This window comes from Cytobacillus spongiae, from assembly GCF_021390075.1.
In genome coordinates this window covers 1,267,172-1,288,320 of record NZ_CP089997.1, presented here as the reverse complement: position 1 = coordinate 1,288,320, position 21,149 = coordinate 1,267,172, and the positions used below count along the sequence as shown (strand labels likewise).

Here is a 21,149-nt window from a genome sequence, read left to right as displayed (position 1 = left end):
TACGAGGTTTCAACCTCTATTGTTTATAATGAAAACTCTACCGAGAATGCTCAGTAGAGTTTTTTGTATCGATATTAATATCCATACCCTCCATATGGATAATAAGGATATGGATATGGTGGGTAATAATAATAAGGTGGCCTTGGCCTAATAATGGCACCAGTTGCAAGTCCTCCTACAAATCCACCCAAAAACGGAAACCCAAAAAATGGGCGGCGAAAACCAGGACGGCCAACAAATACGCGATTCTCACGGGTAGGGAATAATTCAAAGTGTTGATTCAACTTAGCTCCTCCTCATTCAAATTTTTTATCTACAATAAATCGTATGCTAAAGTCCCATTAAATTCTTGGGTGTTTTCCCCAGAGAATAGGTGATTTGATTAGAAATTTCTTTTGTATTAAGGTTAGATGGTAAACTAAATATACAATTTGCCTTCAAAAAATTTGGAGTGATTATGATGCAATCATTTAGAAATCATGTTAGTAAATTCCTTAGGTGTAGCTCATTCCCAAATCATCCTAGAACTCCACCTTTTAAAATCGGTCATCGAGGTGCAGCTGGATATTGCCCAGAAAACACATTTGCATCGTTTGATAAAGCTATAGAGATGGGTGCAGATTATTTAGAATTAGATATTCAAAAGACAAAGGATGGAGAACTTGTTGTCATTCATGATCTAACAGTCGATCGGACAACAAATGGCAGAGGGAACGTTCGAGACATCGCATTAGAAGAGCTTCAAAAGCTAGAAGCTGGAAGCTGGTACAACCCTATTTATAACCAAGAAAAAGTACCAACTCTTTCGCAATTTCTACAAAGATATAAGGGGTGTGTAGGCCTACTAATTGAAATAAAAAAGCCTAGTCTATACCCTGGAATTGAACAAGCACTAGCTGATGAACTAAGAAAACAAGGAATTAATGAAAACATAATTGTCCAATCCTTTGATCTAAAATCAATGGAACTGTTTCACTCTATTCAACCATCTGTTCCTGTTGGTGTTCTCTTTCGATACAAACCTCATGGAATTAGAAGTAAAGAAATAAAGAAAGTTGCTCGATACGCAACCTATTTAAATCCAAAAGTAACCCTTATCAATAAACGTTTACTTAGACGAATACACCGCCATGGGATGAAATCGGTTGTTTGGACAATTAGAACAAAAAGTGAAGCTAAGCGGATTAAACATCTACCTGTTGATGGTATTGTTACAGATTTTCTTGATTATCTTGACTGAAAATATCCGAAAAAGTTTTTAGATTCCCTCAATACTTGAGAATTGAGATAAATAGTTAAAGTTCAATCTTGTGTATTGCTGAAGTAAATAAGCGGTTTCAGTTGCATTTGGCTTTCTTAACGTATTCAATTTTTCTATCATACCTGAAGAGCTTTCAACACCAATACCATGACCAAAAAAAGAATCATCTCCCAGATAAACTGCGTTTTCTCCTGTCCAAACAGGTAGTTCATAATCTGGGTTAAAAAAATATACTACATCACCTGGAATAAAATCATCACCAACAATGGTTGTCATTCCTAAATCAGAATCATAATTCCAATCCCAAATAATTAAGTTTTGGAATAAATAATCAAAGCTTCGCTTAGGAATGGATGCTAGAACAGCATTATAATAGATCACCATGATTGCAGTTGAGCATTCAAATCCATACAGATTACTGTTCCGATATATATCTCGAACAGCATCTGAAGGATGTACATTTGGTTGTAAAATAAATCCCTTTGATGTCTTTATCCAATACACGGGGTTAAAGCTTGCTCCATTAAATGTTTGAAATTGCGCGTTGCTTCTACTTAACTCCAATGCAAATTTCATGATATTTTCTCGAACCATAAGCTCAAACCATAATTGTTGAACCGATTCATAGCGATATTCATATCGACTATTTAGTAAGGAATTATAAACAACTGTTTGGGTAACAGTTAAACTTTCAGGTTTCTCAACGATAGGCTTACCTTGTATGCGGATCATCTGCCTCATCCTATCTCATGCCTTTTTCCTACTATATGCATAAACCTCTGCTAAAGTTTCAATGAGCATGAGCATCTTTACGAACCATCGATATTGTGTAGAAGATTATATGTTGTTTGTTTGGTAACTTATATGATTTTCTTATTGGAATGTTATTCGATTACTCCTGTTCCTTTAATATCTACATCGACTTTGATTTGAAAGACAGCCTCTGGATAAAGCTCTTGCCATCTATTGATTTCAACTTCTTGATCTTCAAAATGTGTTCCTCGATACCTTAAACCGAAACCAAAGGGATCAACATCTGCTTCCTGAAGCTTTGTTAATAGCTGCTCCACGTCTTTCTTAAATGCTTTTGCAGTTTCTTTGCTATATTCCCTTAGCTTTTTTTCGGAGATATCCTCCCTTGACTCTTCAATAATGCCTTCTAAACGAACATGAAATTGAATAACAACACCTTTGTTGGAGGTTTGCACGTTGAACCTATTATGAAATGCCTCAGCACCAACGACGAAATGATGTTCTTCTGTTTTTACTTTGACTTGAACTTTGTCGAAATCATTTCGTAACGAATTATAAGTCTTTGTTTCATTCTTCCCAAGAACTAAACCGATTTGGTCCTTTTGATAGACGACTGCTTGATTCATTTCTAATAGTTCATTCTTCACTTCAATCAAAGGGAGAATAGGACTAATTCCATCACTCTCTAGGTCTCTAAACAGCTCAAACAAATACGTTGAAAGAGTATAAGGCGATTCGGAACCGGTTTGTCCAAATGAAAGAAAAATCGCATTTGAAGGAATATTCTCTGAAGGCGGCTTTACATTCAAAACCGCTTCTGCAGTCGGCCTGCCTACCCCAACCCAAGCGATTTTCTGAATATCTCTTCTTCGTAATAGCCAATCTACTTCTTGATGTATCTCTTTTTGAAAAACGCTCTCTCCAAAGATAATTGCTTTTGCATGACCGAAATCAATTTCTCGATCCACTCTAGATTTCATCAGTCGAATCGCATCTGTTATACTGTCAGACTCTTCTGTAATTAATAAAAAATCATTCGATCCCCCTTTTTTTTCAGCACTAGGTAAAGCTAATTTTAATAACACCTTATATTTTTTCTCCCCCTCTTTCGGGGTATCAATTCCAATAGTGACAACAAAAAAACGCTTATCTATATCCTTGAATCCACAACCACTATGTAGCAAAACAGAACAGATCATCATGAAAAATATCCCTTTTCTCATCATGACTTTTTCCTCCATCCTATAATGATAACTAATAGGGCGCCTGCGTATTCCATCGGCATTCGTATTTGCATCCACCATTCTGTAAACGTAAATATTTCTGCTTCATTAAAATAGTACTCGAGACCAAGTACTAGAGAAGCAAATAACAAAAGGATGAAGTTTCTTAAGTTCATCCATTTTTTTATATAGTATTTAATACTTAACTTCATTTCCTTCGGTTGCGGTTTACGGATATGATCATTTGAGATTACGCTTAAGATTAACTTCATACCTACATGCCAATGAAGAATAACGTTGATTAAGGAAATACCTACATATACTAAAACAAAAACGAAGAATACCCGTTCTATAAAAGCTAAATTTATTCTTAATGCATCCGCACTACTTAACCAAGGATAAGTAAGCTCCCCTACCCCTTGAAATCCATATACTCCAATTGGAATAAAATATGTAGTGAATATATTGGTGATTCCAATAGGGATTAGTAACCAAAACCATTTAGTACTAATTTTTTTTGTGAATACTTTATTAAATACAACTAAATTTGCATACCCAGAAAACATATAAGTAGCTGCTGAAAGTGAAGCCCAGGTTGGGAGTTCTTTAACATATGTGCCTGCCTCCATAATCTCAGACCAGCTAATGCTCTCGCTAAAAAATGCTTTTAAAAATAAAAATAGTATCAGCGGACCATTCAAAACTAAAATGATTTCTAATAGATACAATACTTTTTCAGTGGCAAGGGTGGTTGCCCAAACAACGAAAAGGATAAACAATAGGTTTATATAGATTCCACTCATATCTGGATTAATAAAGCGATGCGTGATATCTGTGAAGGTAATCAATGTTATGACACCAGAAGTAGCCCAAATGAGACTAAGTAAAATGATAATGATTTTCCCAAGCCATATTGGAAGAAAGGATTCCTTGAAAATAGCTGCTAAATCCATTCCAGGGAACCTCATAATCATCTTCGTAAAAAAATACATAAATATAAAGCCGAGCGGAAGAGATAGAATCATTGACCAGATGGCACCATTTGTCCGATCATCAATTAACATTCGAGGTACGAAAATGATTACATTCGCTCCCATATTTAAAAAAATTAAATAATAGAAATATCTGCTTGCCAATTCCGTACCTCCGTATCACTTAGTCTTTATTAGCCTCGCTGAAATACAACCGTAAATACGGTTGTCCAAAGCTATCTAGTCGAATTAAATAGGTAATTAACACAAGCATACCTACTACAATCCCAATAAGGCCTGTGACAGTAGCAAGGACTGCGATAATATACTTCATCACCCTCATAGCAAAGCTCATTTCATTTATGGGAATCACAAAGTTCGAAATGGCCACAGCGGAAACAATAATGATCATAATATTTGAAACAAGTCCAGCTTCTGTCGCAGCAGTTCCAAGTATTAATCCCCCTACTGTCGTAGCCGTTGATCCAATAGACTTAGGCAAACGTATTGAAGCTTCTGTTAAAAGCTCCATCATAAAAAGCATAAAAAATACTTCTAAATAGGAGGAGTAAGGAACTGCTGCTCGAGATCCAGCTATTCCTAAAGCGAGCTGAACTTGAAAAAGCTCCGGATTATACGAAGTAATACCAATATAAAAACCAGGGAGAACCAAGCTAATGAATAGTCCGATATATCTTAAGGAAAGCAGGAACTTCGAAACCCAATAAGGCTGATAGAAATCCTCCATAGAACTCATAAAGTCGAAAAAGACAGCAGGTAAAATAAGAGCAAAAGGACTTCCTTCAATTAGTAGAACTACCTTCCCCTCTGAAAGGTTAAGTGCGATCCGGTCCGTTCTCTCTGAAATCATGTAGACAGGAAACAAGGTTCGTTTCTTTGGTGTTAACAATCGATGAAATTCACCCGGTGATTGAACGATCCGGTTATCATTTTTAATACTTGCTATCTTCTCCTTAATTTTTTGGAGGATTTCAGGTTGTACCTTATTGCTGTCATATATTAAAATAACTTCCATATTTAAGACAGAACCAACTTGCTCATTTTCAATTTTCAAGGAAGGCTGATGATAGCGATGTCGAATAAGATTCATATTAATTGCAATGTCTTCACTTAATGCAGTTTGAGGTCCTTGAATCGTTGTTTCCACATTCGCATCTTTAACACCTTGATTAATGTATTTCTTTAAGTCAATCACATAGGTGTGAAATGGCCCAACTAGTACCACGCTTCCCCTCAATACATCCGATAAAGCTGCATGATTTGTCTCAAACGGTTTGGTAGCATCTAACGACTGTACATAGCTATCGAACTTTCGATGTTCATTTATCTCAAAGAAAGGTTTCACTAACATTTGATGAACCTTATCGGTGTCACAAATGCTCTTCAAATATATTAAATCCACCCTTTGCCCATGAAGGGACAACTCTTGAAACATACAATCAATTGAACCTTCTAGTTTCTCTTTAAAAAAGCGTTGGTTTACTTCTTCATATGCGTGATTCATCTGCCTCACCTAGCTATCTAAAGAATTGTCATATTTGCTAGTGTTTCACCAAAACATGAAATCATTCCCTTCCTTAACTGGATTAGAGTATTTCAGAAGGAAAGAGACCTCTTGCAAAATAAGGTCCATTATTAGAACCACTCAGCTTGTAAATAAAAGAAAGCAATCCCTCCTCGCTATTCTATTAGCAAAATGAAAATATTCATTTTATATAAACTTCGATAAAAAAAGACTATAGGCAAACTCAATGGTTCAAGTTTGCCTATAGTCCGGGCTTTCTCCTTCTAAGAACAGCCTAAGTAGACTTAACAACATATTCTACTTTAATATCGCGTTTCCTACACTCTTCTTCTAATGCTTCGATTACACTCTTTATCACTTTAATTCGAGCATATTTCTTATCTTCCCCTTCAATGATGGTCCACTTTGCTTCATCGCGGTCCGTCTTTTCGAGCATATCTTCAACTGCTTGCTCGTAGTCATCCCATTTTTCTCTATTTCTCCAATCTTCATTGGTTATTTTCCACTGTTTCAATGGATCGCTCTGACGTTCATTGAAACGTCTTAATTGCTCTTCTTTTGAAATATGAAACCAAAACTTCAAGACAATATAGTTTTCATTTGCTAAAATTTGTTCAAAATGATTTATCTCCTCATAAGCTTTTGACCATTCAGCCTCAGTAGCAAAATCTTCTACACGTTCAACAAGCACCCTTCCATACCATGAACGATCAAAAATGCCGATTTTTCCGTATTTGGGGATTCTCATCCAGAATCGGTGCAAATAGTGATACTTCTTCTCATCGGCTGTTGGTGCCGCTGTCGCATGTACTTCAAATCCTCTAGGGTCAAGACGCTCGGTTAAACGCTTAATCGCACCACCTTTCCCAGCTGCATCCCACCCTTCAAAAATTAACACACAGCCAAGGTGGTTCTTTGCTAGAAGACGTTGCAATGTTAATAACTTAAATTGATAAGACTTTAACTGCTTCTTATATACCTTTTTGCTCACCATTTTAACGGATAAATCTACTGTATCTAGCATGTTTCCCCTCCAATGGTTTTATATAGATTTTATCAGCATTTGATTAATAGTAGAACGATTAAGTTATTTAATAAACTGTTATTTCACTTTAAAATGACTTACCTGACTTTGCAGATACTCTGCCATTTGCGCTAGCATATGGGAGGAAGAATTGATTTCCTGCATTGATGCGTTCTGCTCTTCTGCTGCAGCAGCTACCTCTTCAGTATCGCCTGCTGCAACCTCCGCTAGGCGAGAAATCGAATCTGCATTGCCAACAATGACAGATGCATTTTCCTTGATGTCAACTATTGCTTCAGCTAAGACTTCCATTTCTAGATGTACATCTAATACTGCATCTTTAATTTTGACAAAGGAGCCACTAGCCTCCTGAACAACTGTTTCTCCTTCAGAAACTGCTTTTGAGCTTTCCTCCATCATAACGGTTGCTTGTTTAATTTCATCGTTAATTGTCACGATTAATTCTGCAATTTCATTAGCTGATTTACCCGATTGCTCAGCAAGTTTTCGAACTTCACCAGCTACAACCGCAAAGCTTTTCCCCTGTTCACCAGCTCGTGCAGCTTCAATCGCTGCATTTAATGCAAGCAAATTTGTCTGCTCACTAATATCACGAATGATCGTAATAATTCCCATTATTGCAGCAGATTGCTGACCTAGTTCACGAATTACATGTTCCGTATTACTCACTTTTTTCGTAATATCATTCATTTCAAACACTACTTTATTTAAGTTCTCAACGCCTTCTTTTGCGAATTGGTCTGCAATTCGTGAGTCTTCATTAACCTTTTTTACATTAGTTGCTGTTAGGTCGATCGAATGTGAAATCGTATGAATGGAAGAAACTACTTGAGCTACTGAATCCACCTGTTCCTGTGAACCTCTTGAAATTTCTTCAGCTGCAGAAGATATTTGCTCAGATGCCTTACTATTTTCTTCAGCTGCTGCTGTCAGTTGCTGAGAAGAGGCAGCTACTTGTTCAGATGCTTCATGAATACTTATTAGGATGGACTTCAGTTTCCCCATCATCTTATTGTACATAACTGATATTTGACCAATTTCATCCTCGAAATAGACAGGAACTTCTACTGTAAGATCTCCACTCTCCGCTTTCTCCATTGCAGCTACGACTGACTTAATTGGCTTGGTTATTTGGGTAATAATAAACCCACCAACCATCATTGCTACAATTGATCCTATAATACTTATAATAAGTACTTCTTGCTTTATTGGCTCTACCGGCTTCATCATATCATCCAAATAAGACGACACAGCAAAAGACCAGCCATTCGGAAGCTTATCAAAAGCCGCAACCTTTGTTTCTCCTTTCCAATCATATTCAATATATCCAGACTCTTCATTTAATATCTTTTGGGCGAACGACTGGTCTGATAGGTTATCTCCTATGACTGTTTGATCAGGATGGTAAAGGATTACCCCTTTTTCATCCAATATATATCCATAGCCTTCCATCTCGTTTTTTTCAAAGTATTCCGTTTTAAGATCTAATAATGCTTCTTTTATGTTTTGATCATCCTCTGATGATATTTCCATGTTTGAAGTAGCTTCTCCAAGTACTTCTGTTTCAAGATGGACAATATAATTTAAATCCTGCTTAGTCACTCCATATACCCCTTTATATGAAGATTCGTACGAAAAATACCCTGCTGTCATCAATGGCAATAACGTTACAATTAGGATAGTAACTAACAGCTTTAATTTTATTGATAAATTCAACACTTTTTTCAAAAAAAACCCTCCATCCCACTTATTACCTTAAATATACTATTTACCTAATAAATTCTAACATCAAATACCCATTCTATTACTTTATATTTATGACTATTGACCGAGGATAATATGAAAGTTTTGTGATTAATTAGAATCTTTTTAATTTAGTATTAGTTAAAAAATGTTATAAAAATAAAAGTATTTGCTATGAATAATGTTAAATAATTCAATAAAACTAATATGGAAGGTTATAAATGAGATTATGGAGGTCAAAGACGTGCTTCAAAATGAAAATGAGATTCGAAGAGCAAATAAAATAGGGGCAAATGAAGATATTCTGCACATTAGCGGAGAAGATGATGGATATGACTTAAGGAAAGCCGAACAACTTGGAAGTGGGAAAAAACAAGGGAATGATAATAACGGAAATGATTAACGTTCATAAGGAAAGTGAAATGAATTAGCAATAGATCGCTTATACAGGCATTATATGAAGGGATTTTATCACTAGATTTCCGATGCCAAAACTAGTAGATTGGAGCGGAAGGCACTTGACTCCAAGGGGATTTGCGTTGCAGCGAATGCCACAAGGAAAGCAAGTGCCTGGAGCGGAAATCAAGCTATTTCACCAATCTCCATCAGTATATTCCACTTCTAATAACCTAAAGAATATACTAATACTCGTTCAAACGAATTGGATTCATACATGGGAAGCTTTATTTCATTTGTTAATAGAAACAACGGATGATTCTCTAAATAAAATATATACTCCTCAGAAGGATAATATAAAATCATGTATACTTGTCTATAGCTTTCTTCGATTGAACGTAAGATTCTGTTAACTACTTTGATGAAAATTTGCACTGAAAATGGATTAAAAATGTAAAAATAATTATCATTGGAATGAATGTTATAATCTTCCGCTAGTCCATGATGGAAATGAATAGGTACCTTTTTATCATTGATGTTTTCTAAGTAAGATTGTAAATTACACTCTGCTTCATCATAATATTGCTCATTCATCTCAATACCAATACCGATAGCACGGAAGAAATAATGTACATAAAAAGGGAGTCGTCCCTTTCCACTACCAAAATCAACAATTCGATCCCCTTCGTGTATAGGAATTTCCGAAAATAAATAGTCTAGAGCTTCATATGGAGTTGGCTCATACCGATGATAATGATACGAGCGAAGAAAACCTTTCTGTTCCCCAATCGTATGAATATGCAATAGCTTATCGTATTCCTTTTCCTTCATTTTGGCACTCCAATCTCTGTAAATGTATTGAGATTGTAACATGCCATTTGCAGGTTTTCTATTTATTTTAATGATAAATCCCCTGAGGAACTAAAGTTAGTTCATTTTTTTATCTACAAACGCACATATCTCATTTCTTTCCACCTCTATAAAGATTCAATAAACTCCTTCACTAATCCAGCTGCCTTTTTAGGCTGCTCCATCCAAACATAAGCATGGTTTGTGTTAGGAATTTGTTGAACCTCATAGGATGTGAGATAGTTAGAGAATGCTGCTAAACTATTTCGGATTTTTTCGTTGTTCCATTCATCAGTGCTTGGAATAAAAAGTACTGGGCACTTAATTTTCTTATAGTAATTCTCAAATTCAATGTCCCAACATTTCTGAATGTATTCAATTTGCACATGATTTTTGTAATGGCTTGTATAGGATCCGTCTTCAAGAAGTTCGACACAACTATCTAAAAATGGGCGAAATGTTTCATTATATATACCTTCGTCTACAAATGGCTTTTTCAATTCTTCTAACAACTGTTGCCGACAGGTATGTCTAGGAAGTACTCGTTCATCCAATTGCTTAGAAATCTTCCTTTTTTCCTGCTCTATTTCTTCATCTGTACCATTAAATATTCCTTATGCACCGAACTCATTATACATAGCTCCTTCACACACAAGAGATCGCACTTTTTCGGGATATGAAGCAGCTAAGCATACTCCAATTTCAGCACCCATAGAACTTCCAACAATATGATATTGCTCGACCTCTAAGTCTTCTAAAAGTTGGGCGACGTCTTGAGCTATTTCGTCTATATGGTAACCTGTTAACGGCTTGTCTGATTTTCCATGTCCACGAAAGTCAGGTGCCATAATATTATAACTTTGATTAAAATGTGGTATAACCCCATTCCACATTTGATTTGTTCCGCCGCTAAAGTGAAGAAAAAGAATTGTTTCCTTGAACCCCAGTTGATATTCTAGATGTAAATGAATAGAATTATTGATTTTCATAGTTTTCTCTTTCATATAATTGCTCCTCCATTTTCATATATTGTTAACATACGCAATTACGGAATTATTTACCATAAAAACTAAATAATCCCTTTTATAAAAGAGCACCCAACCGGGTACTCTTATAAGTCCATTACTATTTTTTGCAGTTGTTCCTGCTGCTCTTTTATTTGTTCTATCGTAAAATTAACCATCCTTCTATAAATTGCTAAAATGCTCTCACCATAATTAGTACCTGGCACTGCCCACTTTCCGTTCAAATCTGTCCAAGCATTGGCACTCCCGCGAGATACTAGCTTAAAACGAGGGTCTATCAGCCTTAATCCTGCTGGTAGATTCTTAGTCGTTGCATATGCATAAAGGTGCTGAATTTGAGCGTGCACTCCTTCTTCAGGGCTTTGAAAGCTGGCTCCAGGACTTCCAGAACCGATAGCACCCAGCCCTGCAAAATTATTTTGATTTTCCTTTACGAGTCCGTTAAATTGGAAAAAATTCGTTTCCAGCAATGCCTGTGCATAAGCTATATCTCCTCTAATTCCATAAAGGTCACCATAGGATACATAATACTCCCCAAGACGAGGTGCATTCATATTAATTGTTTTTGCAAACAAATCTAATTGGCATGATAAAAGATGCGCTTCTCCTTCAATAGAGCGAATAGTTTGAGGTGCTGGAGACGATTTCGGTGGTAATTCCTCGCCTTCTTTGTCATCCACCACTACAAATGCTCCATTTATCCCCATTTTCTTTATCTCTTCAACTCGTAAGTCGGCGTTTTCTCTATTAGAGAAGGCTCCTGCTTGCACACGGTAATACATCTGCCCACTGATTTCCGTTTGGACTACAAATGCGTTAATTCCTCTATTTTTCAATTCCAATGTCCGGATCTCGGCATACTTATTTTCCTTAAAAGAACCAGCGATCACCTTATACAAACTTCTATCTGGTGGAGAAGGTGACTGAATTGACTTTTTTGGAAGATCCAAAGCATTAGCGACCCCATCCGCAATGCTGTTACTCACCTCTCGAATAAATGTCGAGTTATTTAAAAGCTTTAAATCTTGTTCATTGTCCACAAAAGCGATTTCTAGAAGAAGAGCATCCATCTTTGTTTCCCTTACTACTTGAAAATTTGCTCGTTTTTGCCCTCTGTCTTTTACTTGATATTTTGATTGTATGGACTTTATAATCTTACTGTGGATGATTGCTTGGTATTGCTTAGTAGATGAAGGAACATTCCCATTATAAATGTAACTTTCAAAACCGCTTCCCCCACCTGCATTATGGTGAATGGATAAAAAGAAATCAGCTTTTTTAACGTTCGCGAGTGCTGTTCGCTCATTTAAAGATATCGTTTGATCACCTGTTCTTGTCATAATTACATCTACAACATAATCTCTTAGCAACTTCTGCTGAACAATTCTTGCAACAGCAAGATTGAAATCTTTTTCATAATTCCCCTTATATACTGCCCCTGCATCTGCTCCTCCATGACCTGGATCTATTACTATAGTTGACATTCGTATATATCCTCCTTACATGTTATAACTCTTAGTACTTACGAATTATTCTATTCAGAGAATGATAAAAAGGTTGGACAAAATGAATGATTTTATTTTTCTGGCTTTAGAGAGCATGGATGAAAGGTAATATCAGGAGCGTAATACGATAATTTTTTCAAAAAATAACACGATTCTGGAAAATGATGTTCTAGGAACCGTAGGGTCGATTGATTAATTAATTCGTCATTTTTATATAAATAAATTGCTTCCCCAACTAACTCATTAAATTGCACAACCGCTTTAGATACATCGCGAGCAAATTTCAGCTGTATTGGGAAGCCTGGTTCTGTGAATTGCAAATACTTTTTTATCGCGCTGTTCTTCACAATAAATTGTGAGAATTGTAGTTTCAAAGCATTCGCCCGCTGTATCATATCGAACTCCACTCCATCTAGTAAGCGTATTAACAAAGCTGAGTGTCCTAATTGATCCTCAAGCCATAACGATAAAAGGTCAGTGAGTGGCAATGGAGGATATTCTATGCCATTTGAATAGTACTGAAGTATTCGTAAATACTCTCCATTTTCTAACAACGTACCATTTAAATACGTAGGAGATAAATTTAAATTCACTTTATTATAAAGACGTAAGTTCAAAAGATATCCTTCGAATTGATAATATTGGTGTGAAACATAGTATGCTCTCTTTGCAAGTTGTACCATGGCCTCAGTTGAGACACCTATATTCTTTGGTAAAGTCTCTAGTTGCTTCTCTACACGTTCAAATTCTTGAATAAATACCTCCGCCTGCCTAACCCATTTGGTTTCTGATGGAGATAAATAATCACGAATAAAGTATGCATGATCCTTTAATACATATAACCAAAAGCTATGTTCTTCCCATGGTGTAATATGCATATATGTCATAGCCCTTCACATTCCCCCTTGTTTAATCCTTCATTACACTTTATTTCTGAGAAAGAGGAATGATTACAAGTTTAAAAAAACCAATTTAGAACATCCTATTAGTAAATTCTTGTAATAATACAACATGATGGTGACCCCATATTTCACTAAGAGGTTTTCATATGAACATGATTAAGATGCTAAAAAAAATCGTTATTAAGCCTGAACATACCGCACAAACAGGTAATAATCTAGATTTAGAATCAGACCAACAGCGGGATGATGATCTACAATTTTCTCACATAATCAATCAATTTCAAAATTGCTCAGATATTGACCATCTTCACATTGAACATCTAGGAATGGAAATTTTTTATTTTTGCCATTTAGTTGATAAGCAACAGCTACAAGCCTTTATTAATGACATTAGACATAAAGACCCCTCTCAATTATCAGTTATTGCTTTTCATTCTGAGCTAAGAGCAATAAAAAACAATAAAGATGGAGTCAATGAAGTTTTAAATGGGAATGCATTATTTTCTTTTAATCATCAAGTCTTCTATTTACCTGTTTCTAGTGGAGAAGCAAGAGCTATTCAAGAATCAGAGACTGAATCCATAATTCTAGGGCCTCATGAAGCTTTCGTTGAGGCAGCAAGCATTAATCAATCACTCATAAGAAAAAAAGTGAAAAGCGCTCATTTGAAATCTATTTGTTTATCTGCAGGTGAAATTACTAAGACTACGATTACGGTTATGTATCTCGAAGATATTGCCCCTCAAGCAGAATTAACGGAACTTATCAAGCGAATCGAGGCAATTGAGACACATGGAATCTTAGATACCAATATGCTTGTTCAAATGATTGATGAACACCCATATTCACCATTTCCACAATTCCTTACAACCGAGCGCCCAGATGTGATAGCATCAAAGCTGTTAGCTGGAAAAATCATAGGGATAGTAGATGAAAGTCCATATGTCTTCTGTGCACCAGTAAGCTTTTTCGACTTTTTTCAATCAGTCGATGATTATAGCCAAAGGTGGATTACGGGCACCTTTATTCGTTTATTACGTTTTTTTGCATTAGCTATCACCATTTCATTTACTGCTATTTATGTATCAGTTACGACATTTCATTACGAAATGATTCCCCAACCATTGCTCCCAAGCTTAATTCAGTCTAGAAGCAAAGTTCCTTTTCCTCCATTAATAGAGGCACTTTTTTTAGAACTGGTCATAGAGCTATTGCGTGAGGCTGGTGCAAGATTACCAACGAAAATCGGTCAAACTATTGGGATCGTTGGAGGAATTGTCATTGGGCAAGCTGCCGTTGAAGCAGGGATAACCAGTAATATCTTAATCATTGCAGTTGCTGTCTCTGCAATTGCATCGTTTGTTATTCCTAATTACACGATGAGTGCTTCGATTCGAATTGTCCGGTTTAGCTTCATATTATTAGCCGGGTTTTGGGGAAACATAGGCTTAATTTTTGGATTAGGAGTATTAATCGTCCATTTATCAACACTCACAACCCTAAAGACACCTTATTTAATTCCTATTTCACCTACCTTCTTAACCGATTGGTTGGATACAATTATTCGAGCCCCATACCAGTTGATTAAAGAGCGGCCAACACAGGTGAACACAAAAAATAGGGAATATAACAAAATGAAAAAATAGGTGAGTACTATGCATGAGAAGCTTCATCCCGTTCAAATCGCCATTTTGATATATATGATCCAATCCGGAGTAACATTGTTTAGTATTCCTAGATTATCAGCGGAGACATTTGGAACAAATGGATGGGTTGGCTTAATTGGCATATATGCTCTAGTTAATCTCAACATCTTATTAATCGTTCTTGTATTTAAATGGGGAAAGGGCAAATCAATTTTTGATATTTATGAAGGCGTCTTCCCTTTTTGGCTGTTGGTTCCAGTATATTTTGCTTCTGCCGTCCTATTTATTACATTAGGAATGATGGTGGCAAAGAAGTTTATCCTTTTATTACAGATGCTTTTTTTCCATGAAACACCAACATTTGTATTTATGTCAATGACTTTTATTCTTTGCTACATAATGCTTCAATCTGGCATTTACCAGATTGCCAAAATAACGGTCTCTTTATTTTTTTTGACGATTTGGACAATTTTTTTGTTAGGGTTTATCTTTCCAGAGTTCAGCTTCACCAGACTAACACCTTTCTTTTTTAAAGGGAGCCCTGATCTAGCTGGGGGAATCATGAATGTTTATACAGCTTTTCTAGGGTTTGAATTAAGCCTCTTCCTTTTTCCCTATGTTAAGGAAGGATGGACAAAAGCCTTATTTATTGGTAATGGAATAACGACAATCATCTACATTTCGGTTACATTTATTTCATTTGGTTTCTTAAGTTTTGATCAATTATTAAATGATATGTACCCTGTTATTACGATATTAGAGTATATCAAATTTCCTTTTATTGAAAGAGTAGAAAATTTAATTTTCTCCCTATTTGCTTTGAAGGTCATAATGACAATTGTTATGTACTTATGGACAGGAAAGCTCCTCCTTGAACATTCATTCAAGGCTATCAATCCCACATTTATTACGTTTAGTATTCTAGCTGGAGGATACTTGATATCTTTAGTACCTAATATCATTCGAGAAGTCGATTTGTGGCTCAAATGGCTTACAAATATTATAGCTGCAGCTGCCATTGTTGTGCCCATTACATTAATGTTCACGATTCTATTACATAAGTACAAAGAGAAAGCGAGAGGAGACTCCTCATGATCAAACGGTTTACGCACCTTCTTTATTGCGCCCTTTTGCTATCAGGGTGCTCGCAGCATATTATTGATGACTTAGCATTAATCGATACTGTCACATATGATCTTTCTGAAAACGAAGAGAAACCTCTCACAGTCGCAGTTAACTATCCGATTGTAACTAAGGAAGGGGATTTTGATAACGAGGTATTATCTGTTGATGCCAAATCAAGCAAAGATGCTCGACTTCAATTTAAAAACATGACAAATCTCGAATTAGTTAGCGGTCAGCTTACCGTCGCTTTATTTGGAGAAGAATTTGCTAAAACGGGAATAAGCGATATTTTAGATACATTTATGCGTGATCCTAGCTTGGGTCCACGAGTGTATTTTGCGATATCAGAAGGGAGAGCTATTGATTTTATTAATTTAAAGCCAAAGCAAGGACCTAACCCTCCAAAATACTTGAGAACGATATTTGAACGTGCCGCATATACAAAAGAAGTCACTAATTACAACTCCCTTCAATTTATCCGTGATTATTTTGATGATGGCATTGATCCCATTATGCCGTACATCATATTAAAGGATGGGAAAATTAATTTAGATGGTTATGCACTATTTGATCGTGATCAGTTCATCGAAAAAATATCACCAGAACAAGCGAGTATTCTCTTCTTCTTAAGAAAAGATATTCCAAGAGGAACAATTAGTATGGAAGTAGGAAGGGAAAAGGAAAGCAATTTTCCCAAGCAGTTATTGTTTAATTATCATCAGAAAAAATTTGACTTAGATATAAAAATGTCTTCTACAAACCCAATAAGTGTTGATATTACAATAGAGCTTGAAGGAAGTGTCCTTGAATATACAGGTGAAACGCTACTTGACGCAGAAAAAGCTCAGAAAAAATTCGAGAAAAAAATTAATAGATATTTAACAGGAAAATCACTTGAGACTTTTCAGCATTTTCAAGAATTAGGGGTAGACCCACTTGGTATAGGGGCCCATGTAAGAAATAAGCTTTCATATAAGGAATGGAAAGAAATGAATTGGGATGAAGTTTATCCAACGATCACGTTAAATGTCCATCCGAAAATGAAGTTCATGAATATTGGACAAGCCAAGTAAGTTAAATGCAAATAGTTCGGACATAGATTTATTTGGCTTAGATACCTTATTAATTCAAAATGAGGCTAGGACATAACTAAATGACTCCTTCTCAAAGAGTACAATGACTTTTTTAATAATAAATAGGTTGTAAAAACAAGTTCTTTCCATTGCGCTGCAGATACTCGCTTTCTGCGGGGAGGAATCTGTTCCTCCTCACTGCGCTTCGGGGCCTCAGCCTTTCCTCTATTTCCCTTAGTAGCCGAGTGTCTTCCACTCCATTCCACTATTTTTTAAAGATTTGATTTCCGAACAAACAAAAATACCCGAACTATCAAAAGGAACCAACTCCTGATAGTTCGGATATTCCATTAACTAAAATACTTATGTCACAGCCTCAATAATAGAAATATTAAATTTACGTTATTTTTGTAGCGATTTGCTTTCGATTCGGTGTCTCAAGTTTCTTTCCTTGATTTCCTGTTTGAGCATTTCAATAAACTATTGATCTAATGATAATTCTAACGAACTGAAATAGTCTTCAATAAGCTCGTTGTCTGATACCTTGAAAACTCGGTTACTCCTTATGCTTTAATCTAAGTTTCTTAGAAGTATGCAAGCCTTCTTTAAGGTTTATCTACTTGGTTTAGTGCTTGAATCGCTTCTGATAAGCAAATATGATAGAATTCTGCTTTCCCAGCAAACTCCGGCTCATGAAGCACTTCTTGCATCTTTTGAAAATTATCAATAATATGCTCCGTCTTCATTCCACGGCTAGTTAATACATTATTTAGCCAAATGGAATAGTCAATAAATATTTTACTATGGTTTAATTTGAAAGCAACATCTAAATTTCTAAAATGATGTTGTACATCTTCTCTACATTTAACCTTTCCAGCCTCTCCATATTTCTCCAACAGCTCTGGATAATTTTCATAGATTTTCTCTACTAACCCATCAAGAATTTCCCTTGCAACAACATTCATTTGTTAACCACCTTAAACTTATCAAGCCCATTCTTTATTCCTAATTGATAGGAAGTGAGATGATAAAAGTTGAACCTTCATTTTGTTCACTTGTTCCATCAATAATTCCACCATGATTTTGTATGATTTTTTAGCACACCGCTAAACCTATTCCCGTTCCTTCTTGTCTTGTACTGAAGAAAGGTGGAAGAATTCTCTTTATTGTATCTCTATCCAGACCTTCCCCATTATATTGAACAGTCATTTCAAATGAAATATAGATTAGCGTAGCACGGATCATAATACTACCATTGTTTTTGTTGAAACTATTTTGAATAGCATCCATCGAATGACGAAGTGAACTACTCACACCACTTTCTTTCCAATGATTCATTGAATCTGCTGGGTGCTTTCTTGCTTTTGAATACAAAAAACAATCAAGTTCAACCAGTTTATCTAGCTGTTCCTGAAACATTTCCATTCTACCACCTTGCATTATTGTATCAGAGCATACCAACATACGAGTAAATTATTCATGCATTTCTCCTAAATGACAAAAGTCGATATTAGATAATGGCTAAAATATCTTGTGGTTCAAAGGCTTTATAGGTCGGCTCCACCTCTTGGACCATGTCTGTCGCATCGTATCCCCAACCTACCCAAATGATATCAACTCCAGCTTTTTTACATGCAAGGATGTCCCGTTCTTCATCGCCTACGTAAATGATTTCCGATGGAGATAGTTGGTTTTCTTTCATAAACCGATTGAGAAGCTTATCCTTTCCAAATATTTTACTCGAGCAGAGGACTTGTGAAACAATTGATATTTGATTTTCATTCAAGAATGTCCGAATATTCTCTTCAGAGTTGGAAGAAATAATCGCAATTTCATAGCCTTTTGCATAAAGCTCTGCAAGTAATTCTTTTACACCATTAAATAGTTTTACATCGCGAATACCATCTAAATACAGTTTATACATCTGGGGAATGATGAATGGCATCTTATACATTGGGAAATTCAGCATCTTACAACGTTCTTTAATTGAAAGCTTCTTCAAATCCTCTAGATCCTCCACTTGGACCTTGTCGAATCGATGCTTTTCTGCAAGCTTATTTAAAGAAGAGACGAAAACCTCTTGTGAATCTGCAAGAGTCCCATCAAAATCAAAAATGACATATTTTCTCATACTTTTTCTCCTTAATAGGGAAGAAAGATACTCTCTTTTTGTCCCGTTATTTTATTTGCTCCTGATTGTTAAGTAAACCTAAATGATGAGAATCCTGCAATCGGATATTCCAATACATCCTGCCTATTACAATGCCTAATATGCCATAGATTACAAAGTGAAATACACTTGTGTATAATAAATCTGATCCCTCATTAAAGGGCTGGTCTACTGCCCAAATGCAATAACCTAAAGGAAGTCCGAAATAAAAAACTCCTTTAGCCATGGAATAATGTTTCCCTTTCGGATAGTCTTTCTTAAACCATTTTCTCGTCCGGTCATCTTTTGTTAATTCTCTCTCTCGAAAGATAATAATTGTTAACCAAAGAAAATAGGCTGCACCAATCACTAGTACGACCTTACCTATTAGCTGCTCGCTTTGCATGGCAAGGTAAAAATAATATCCTATAAGCAATAAACCTATCAGAACGACTAATACTTTTCCAATTCGCATATTAAAACCCTCGCAATATTCTGTTTATTATAGTGTACCTTCCCCTTCCTCTTTTTGGAAGGGAAATTAATTCACCACAAGAAAAAGGTACTTGAGCTCGAGGTCAAAGCACTTTTTAACAATCGATATAGTATAGCGTGCCTAATAACCAACAGAAAGCCCCTCAATTCCTTTGAATTGAGGAGCCTCATTTACAAATCGTCCAATTTAATTAACTCTCCTGTAACACTATCTACACCATAGTCACTATCTAATTTTCCACAAAGTACATATTGCTGTATTGCAAAATCATATACATATGTTGGGGTTAATGTCAGGGTCTTGCTGATTTCTGTAAATGCTTGTTCTCTCGTTATAATCCCATCAACTGAAGGTGTATAAGACTTCCATACGTCAAGAAACCCTTCATTATCCATGAAATTAAGCACTTCAAATGAAACTGGGTCAATCATAACGAGTAGTTTTCTTTGGAAAACCAATCCCGTTGGGGTCACTGTTTTGACTATGGCATTTATACACCCTTGTTCACGATGCAAGGTTTTCAGGACCCATCGGCCTGAATCAGCTTCATAATAACTACTTAGGAAGGCTCTTACCGTGTTTATGCATAGGTCAATTTCATCTTTTGTTAAAGGCTTAACGTCTAGATGTGGTTCATTGGAAAAAAACTGTTCAACCGTCAGTTGTTCCCGATTAAAAATGGGTTTTCTTTCTACTTCTAGATCCGTTGTTGTTTCCCAATAGAGAACCTCCTCAATAGGAGTGTAAGCTCGTACATCTACGATTACCTCAAATGGAATGGTGGATGATTTGTCATTCCTTATATATATTTCTTCTAATGCAAAAATCCGCTTTAATCGTTTTTGATCATTTAATGGCATATCAAGTAATTGGATCTGCCCCTTTGCAATCTCTTTAACATCAGGAAGAGTAAGTGAATAATCTTCTTCCATAAACATGTCAGGAGAGGGGAACTGTCCATACTTTGAAAATCCAATAAGTCTTGAATGCTCATCTAGCTCCACTTCAATTCTGCCTGTTGGAGAAACAAGAACCCCTTTCCAGCATTCTTGAAAAACAAATTCCGATCCCTCAGCTTTTAGTAATTCAAACTGTTTGCCGAAGGGTAAGCCCGTTTCTTCTTCTATCCAAGTCGTTATAGATTCTACATCGTTTGACGGAAAGGTTGGTCCCTTCGCATACGTAAGACCCCCAACAAAAATCACTGAATCAAATTGGTTCGTGTTCAAGTTATATTCAATTGAAACAGTTCCATCAGGATTAAGCTCATCATCTTGGTAATCCTTGTATCCATTTGGAAACCACTCCATTGACAACTTGTATACTGTCTCATTAAATATGGTTACGTCTCTTCGAAAAGAATATTGATGTAGAAAATAATCTACTAGCTCGAAGGCAAGCCTCGTTTGGTCAACTATTTTTTTTACTCTCTTATCCACTT

General features: G+C 35.9%; 22 protein-coding genes. 5 read left to right on the top strand and 17 right to left on the bottom strand.

The features are described from left to right. Window positions 1–74: 74 nt before the first annotated feature. Window positions 75–284, bottom strand: a complete 210-nt coding sequence (locus LS684_RS06630) for a hypothetical protein (protein ID WP_233810829.1) — start codon at window positions 282–284, stop codon at window positions 75–77. 173 nt (window positions 285–457) lie between these two features. Here LS684_RS06630 and LS684_RS06625 point away from each other — a divergent pair, with 173 nt between their 5' ends. Beyond that, on the top strand, window positions 458–1,240 hold the full coding sequence (locus tag LS684_RS06625) for a glycerophosphodiester phosphodiesterase (protein WP_233810828.1): 783 nt from the start codon (window positions 458–460) through the stop codon (window positions 1,238–1,240). Between the two features lie 18 nt (window positions 1,241–1,258). Here LS684_RS06625 and LS684_RS06620 read toward each other — a convergent pair whose 3' ends face one another. The 6 genes from LS684_RS06620 to LS684_RS06595 all read right to left on the bottom strand — a co-directional run bounded on the left by LS684_RS06620 (window position 1,259) and on the right by LS684_RS06595 (window position 8,518). Then, window positions 1,259–1,993 (bottom strand): protein-glutamine gamma-glutamyltransferase, encoded by a 735-nt coding sequence (locus LS684_RS06620; RefSeq protein WP_233810827.1) that lies wholly within the window; start codon window positions 1,991–1,993, stop codon window positions 1,259–1,261. Window positions 1,994–2,145: 152 nt separating this feature from the next. Next, window positions 2,146–3,240, bottom strand: coding sequence for a Ger(x)C family spore germination protein (locus tag LS684_RS06615; RefSeq protein WP_233810826.1), 1,095 nt, complete (start codon window positions 3,238–3,240; stop codon window positions 2,146–2,148). Beyond that, window positions 3,237–4,373, bottom strand: a complete 1,137-nt coding sequence (locus tag LS684_RS06610; protein WP_233810825.1) for a GerAB/ArcD/ProY family transporter — start codon at window positions 4,371–4,373, stop codon at window positions 3,237–3,239. Before LS684_RS06610 ends, LS684_RS06615 begins: the two co-directional genes overlap by 4 nt. Before the next feature lie 19 nt (window positions 4,374–4,392). Further along, window positions 4,393–5,733, bottom strand: coding sequence for a spore germination protein (locus tag LS684_RS06605; protein ID WP_233810824.1), 1,341 nt, complete (start codon window positions 5,731–5,733; stop codon window positions 4,393–4,395). Between the two features lie 295 nt (window positions 5,734–6,028). Then, entirely contained in the window at window positions 6,029–6,778 is a 750-nt protein-coding gene (locus tag LS684_RS06600) for a polyphosphate kinase 2 family protein (RefSeq protein ID WP_233810823.1), read from the bottom strand. 78 nt (window positions 6,779–6,856) lie between these two features. Continuing rightward, on the bottom strand, window positions 6,857–8,518 hold the full coding sequence (locus tag LS684_RS06595) for a methyl-accepting chemotaxis protein (RefSeq protein ID WP_233811558.1): 1,662 nt from the start codon (window positions 8,516–8,518) through the stop codon (window positions 6,857–6,859). A gap of 268 nt (window positions 8,519–8,786) precedes the next feature. On the opposite strand from LS684_RS06595, the gene LS684_RS06590 reads away from it, so the two are divergent. Then, window positions 8,787–8,945: a hypothetical protein gene (locus LS684_RS06590; protein WP_233810822.1), complete on the top strand. Its 159-nt coding sequence runs from the start codon at window positions 8,787–8,789 to the stop codon at window positions 8,943–8,945. Window positions 8,946–9,163: 218 nt separating this feature from the next. Here LS684_RS06590 and LS684_RS06585 read toward each other — a convergent pair whose 3' ends face one another. The 5 genes from LS684_RS06585 to LS684_RS06565 all read right to left on the bottom strand — a co-directional run bounded on the left by LS684_RS06585 (window position 9,164) and on the right by LS684_RS06565 (window position 13,204). Continuing rightward, window positions 9,164–9,769: an SAM-dependent methyltransferase gene (locus LS684_RS06585; protein WP_233810821.1), complete on the bottom strand. Its 606-nt coding sequence runs from the start codon at window positions 9,767–9,769 to the stop codon at window positions 9,164–9,166. 146 nt (window positions 9,770–9,915) lie between these two features. Beyond that, window positions 9,916–10,341 (bottom strand): alpha/beta fold hydrolase, encoded by a 426-nt coding sequence (locus LS684_RS06580; RefSeq protein WP_233810820.1) that lies wholly within the window; start codon window positions 10,339–10,341, stop codon window positions 9,916–9,918. Window positions 10,342–10,401: 60 nt separating this feature from the next. After that, entirely contained in the window at window positions 10,402–10,791 is a 390-nt protein-coding gene (locus LS684_RS06575) for an alpha/beta fold hydrolase (protein WP_233810819.1), read from the bottom strand. Between the two features lie 107 nt (window positions 10,792–10,898). Further along, window positions 10,899–12,296, bottom strand: coding sequence for an N-acetylmuramoyl-L-alanine amidase (locus LS684_RS06570; RefSeq protein ID WP_233810818.1), 1,398 nt, complete (start codon window positions 12,294–12,296; stop codon window positions 10,899–10,901). A gap of 92 nt (window positions 12,297–12,388) precedes the next feature. Further along, window positions 12,389–13,204 (bottom strand): DUF2935 domain-containing protein, encoded by an 816-nt coding sequence (locus tag LS684_RS06565; RefSeq protein WP_233810817.1) that lies wholly within the window; start codon window positions 13,202–13,204, stop codon window positions 12,389–12,391. A gap of 161 nt (window positions 13,205–13,365) precedes the next feature. On the opposite strand from LS684_RS06565, the gene LS684_RS06560 reads away from it, so the two are divergent. Genes LS684_RS06560 through LS684_RS06550 form a run of 3 tightly spaced genes read left to right on the top strand, consistent with a single transcriptional unit; the run spans window position 13,366 to window position 17,063 of the window. Next, window positions 13,366–14,865, top strand: coding sequence for a spore germination protein (locus LS684_RS06560; RefSeq protein WP_233810816.1), 1,500 nt, complete (start codon window positions 13,366–13,368; stop codon window positions 14,863–14,865). A 9-nt stretch (window positions 14,866–14,874) separates the two neighbouring features. Continuing rightward, a complete protein-coding gene (locus LS684_RS06555; protein WP_233810815.1) occupies window positions 14,875–15,960 on the top strand; it encodes a GerAB/ArcD/ProY family transporter in 1,086 nt (361 codons plus the stop codon). After that, on the top strand, window positions 15,957–17,063 hold the full coding sequence (locus tag LS684_RS06550) for a Ger(x)C family spore germination protein (RefSeq protein WP_233810814.1): 1,107 nt from the start codon (window positions 15,957–15,959) through the stop codon (window positions 17,061–17,063). The genes LS684_RS06555 and LS684_RS06550 overlap by 4 nt, the downstream gene beginning before the upstream one ends. 605 nt (window positions 17,064–17,668) lie before the next feature. On the opposite strand, the gene LS684_RS06545 is transcribed toward LS684_RS06550, so the two are convergent. The 5 genes from LS684_RS06545 to LS684_RS06525 form a co-directional block, all read right to left on the bottom strand. Continuing rightward, window positions 17,669–18,028: a hypothetical protein gene (locus tag LS684_RS06545; protein ID WP_233810813.1), complete on the bottom strand. Its 360-nt coding sequence runs from the start codon at window positions 18,026–18,028 to the stop codon at window positions 17,669–17,671. A 130-nt stretch (window positions 18,029–18,158) separates the two neighbouring features. Next, a complete protein-coding gene (locus tag LS684_RS06540) occupies window positions 18,159–18,488 on the bottom strand; it encodes an ATP-binding protein (protein ID WP_233810812.1) in 330 nt (109 codons plus the stop codon). Window positions 18,489–18,573: 85 nt separating this feature from the next. Next, the gene (locus tag LS684_RS06535) at window positions 18,574–19,194 is read right to left on the bottom strand and encodes an HAD-IA family hydrolase (RefSeq protein ID WP_233810811.1); all 621 of its coding nucleotides are present in this window, start codon (window positions 19,192–19,194) and stop codon (window positions 18,574–18,576) included. Between the two features lie 46 nt (window positions 19,195–19,240). Continuing rightward, the gene (locus tag LS684_RS06530) at window positions 19,241–19,687 is read right to left on the bottom strand and encodes a hypothetical protein (protein WP_233810810.1); all 447 of its coding nucleotides are present in this window, start codon (window positions 19,685–19,687) and stop codon (window positions 19,241–19,243) included. A gap of 191 nt (window positions 19,688–19,878) precedes the next feature. Further along, on the bottom strand, window positions 19,879–21,147 hold the full coding sequence (locus LS684_RS06525; RefSeq protein ID WP_233810809.1) for a hypothetical protein: 1,269 nt from the start codon (window positions 21,145–21,147) through the stop codon (window positions 19,879–19,881). Between the last annotated feature and the right edge of the window lie 2 nt (window positions 21,148–21,149).

What these genes read in the sequence shown, in the direction of transcription:
- LS684_RS06615 (WP_233810826.1), bottom strand. Translation starts at nt 3,240, where the DNA reads ATGATGAGAAAAGGGATATTTTTCATGATGATCTGTTCTGTTTTGCTA.
- LS684_RS06555 (WP_233810815.1), top strand. Translation starts at nt 14,875, where the DNA reads ATGCATGAGAAGCTTCATCCCGTTCAAATCGCCATTTTGATATATATG.
- LS684_RS06545 (WP_233810813.1), bottom strand. Translation starts at nt 18,028, where the DNA reads ATGAATGTTGTTGCAAGGGAAATTCTTGATGGGTTAGTAGAGAAAATC.
- LS684_RS06565 (WP_233810817.1), bottom strand. Translation starts at nt 13,204, where the DNA reads ATGACATATATGCATATTACACCATGGGAAGAACATAGCTTTTGGTTA.
- LS684_RS06605 (WP_233810824.1), bottom strand. Translation starts at nt 5,733, where the DNA reads ATGAATCACGCATATGAAGAAGTAAACCAACGCTTTTTTAAAGAGAAA.
- LS684_RS06570 (WP_233810818.1), bottom strand. Translation starts at nt 12,296, where the DNA reads ATGTCAACTATAGTAATAGATCCAGGTCATGGAGGAGCAGATGCAGGG.
- LS684_RS06600 (WP_233810823.1), bottom strand. Translation starts at nt 6,778, where the DNA reads ATGCTAGATACAGTAGATTTATCCGTTAAAATGGTGAGCAAAAAGGTA.
- LS684_RS06535 (WP_233810811.1), bottom strand. Translation starts at nt 19,194, where the DNA reads ATGAGAAAATATGTCATTTTTGATTTTGATGGGACTCTTGCAGATTCA.
- LS684_RS06575 (WP_233810819.1), bottom strand. Translation starts at nt 10,791, where the DNA reads ATGAAAGAGAAAACTATGAAAATCAATAATTCTATTCATTTACATCTA.
- LS684_RS06540 (WP_233810812.1), bottom strand. Translation starts at nt 18,488, where the DNA reads ATGGAAATGTTTCAGGAACAGCTAGATAAACTGGTTGAACTTGATTGT.
- LS684_RS06550 (WP_233810814.1), top strand. Translation starts at nt 15,957, where the DNA reads ATGATCAAACGGTTTACGCACCTTCTTTATTGCGCCCTTTTGCTATCA.
- LS684_RS06620 (WP_233810827.1), bottom strand. Translation starts at nt 1,993, where the DNA reads ATGATCCGCATACAAGGTAAGCCTATCGTTGAGAAACCTGAAAGTTTA.
- LS684_RS06530 (WP_233810810.1), bottom strand. Translation starts at nt 19,687, where the DNA reads ATGCGAATTGGAAAAGTATTAGTCGTTCTGATAGGTTTATTGCTTATA.
- LS684_RS06625 (WP_233810828.1), top strand. Translation starts at nt 458, where the DNA reads ATGATGCAATCATTTAGAAATCATGTTAGTAAATTCCTTAGGTGTAGC.
- LS684_RS06560 (WP_233810816.1), top strand. Translation starts at nt 13,366, where the DNA reads ATGAACATGATTAAGATGCTAAAAAAAATCGTTATTAAGCCTGAACAT.
- LS684_RS06585 (WP_233810821.1), bottom strand. Translation starts at nt 9,769, where the DNA reads ATGAAGGAAAAGGAATACGATAAGCTATTGCATATTCATACGATTGGG.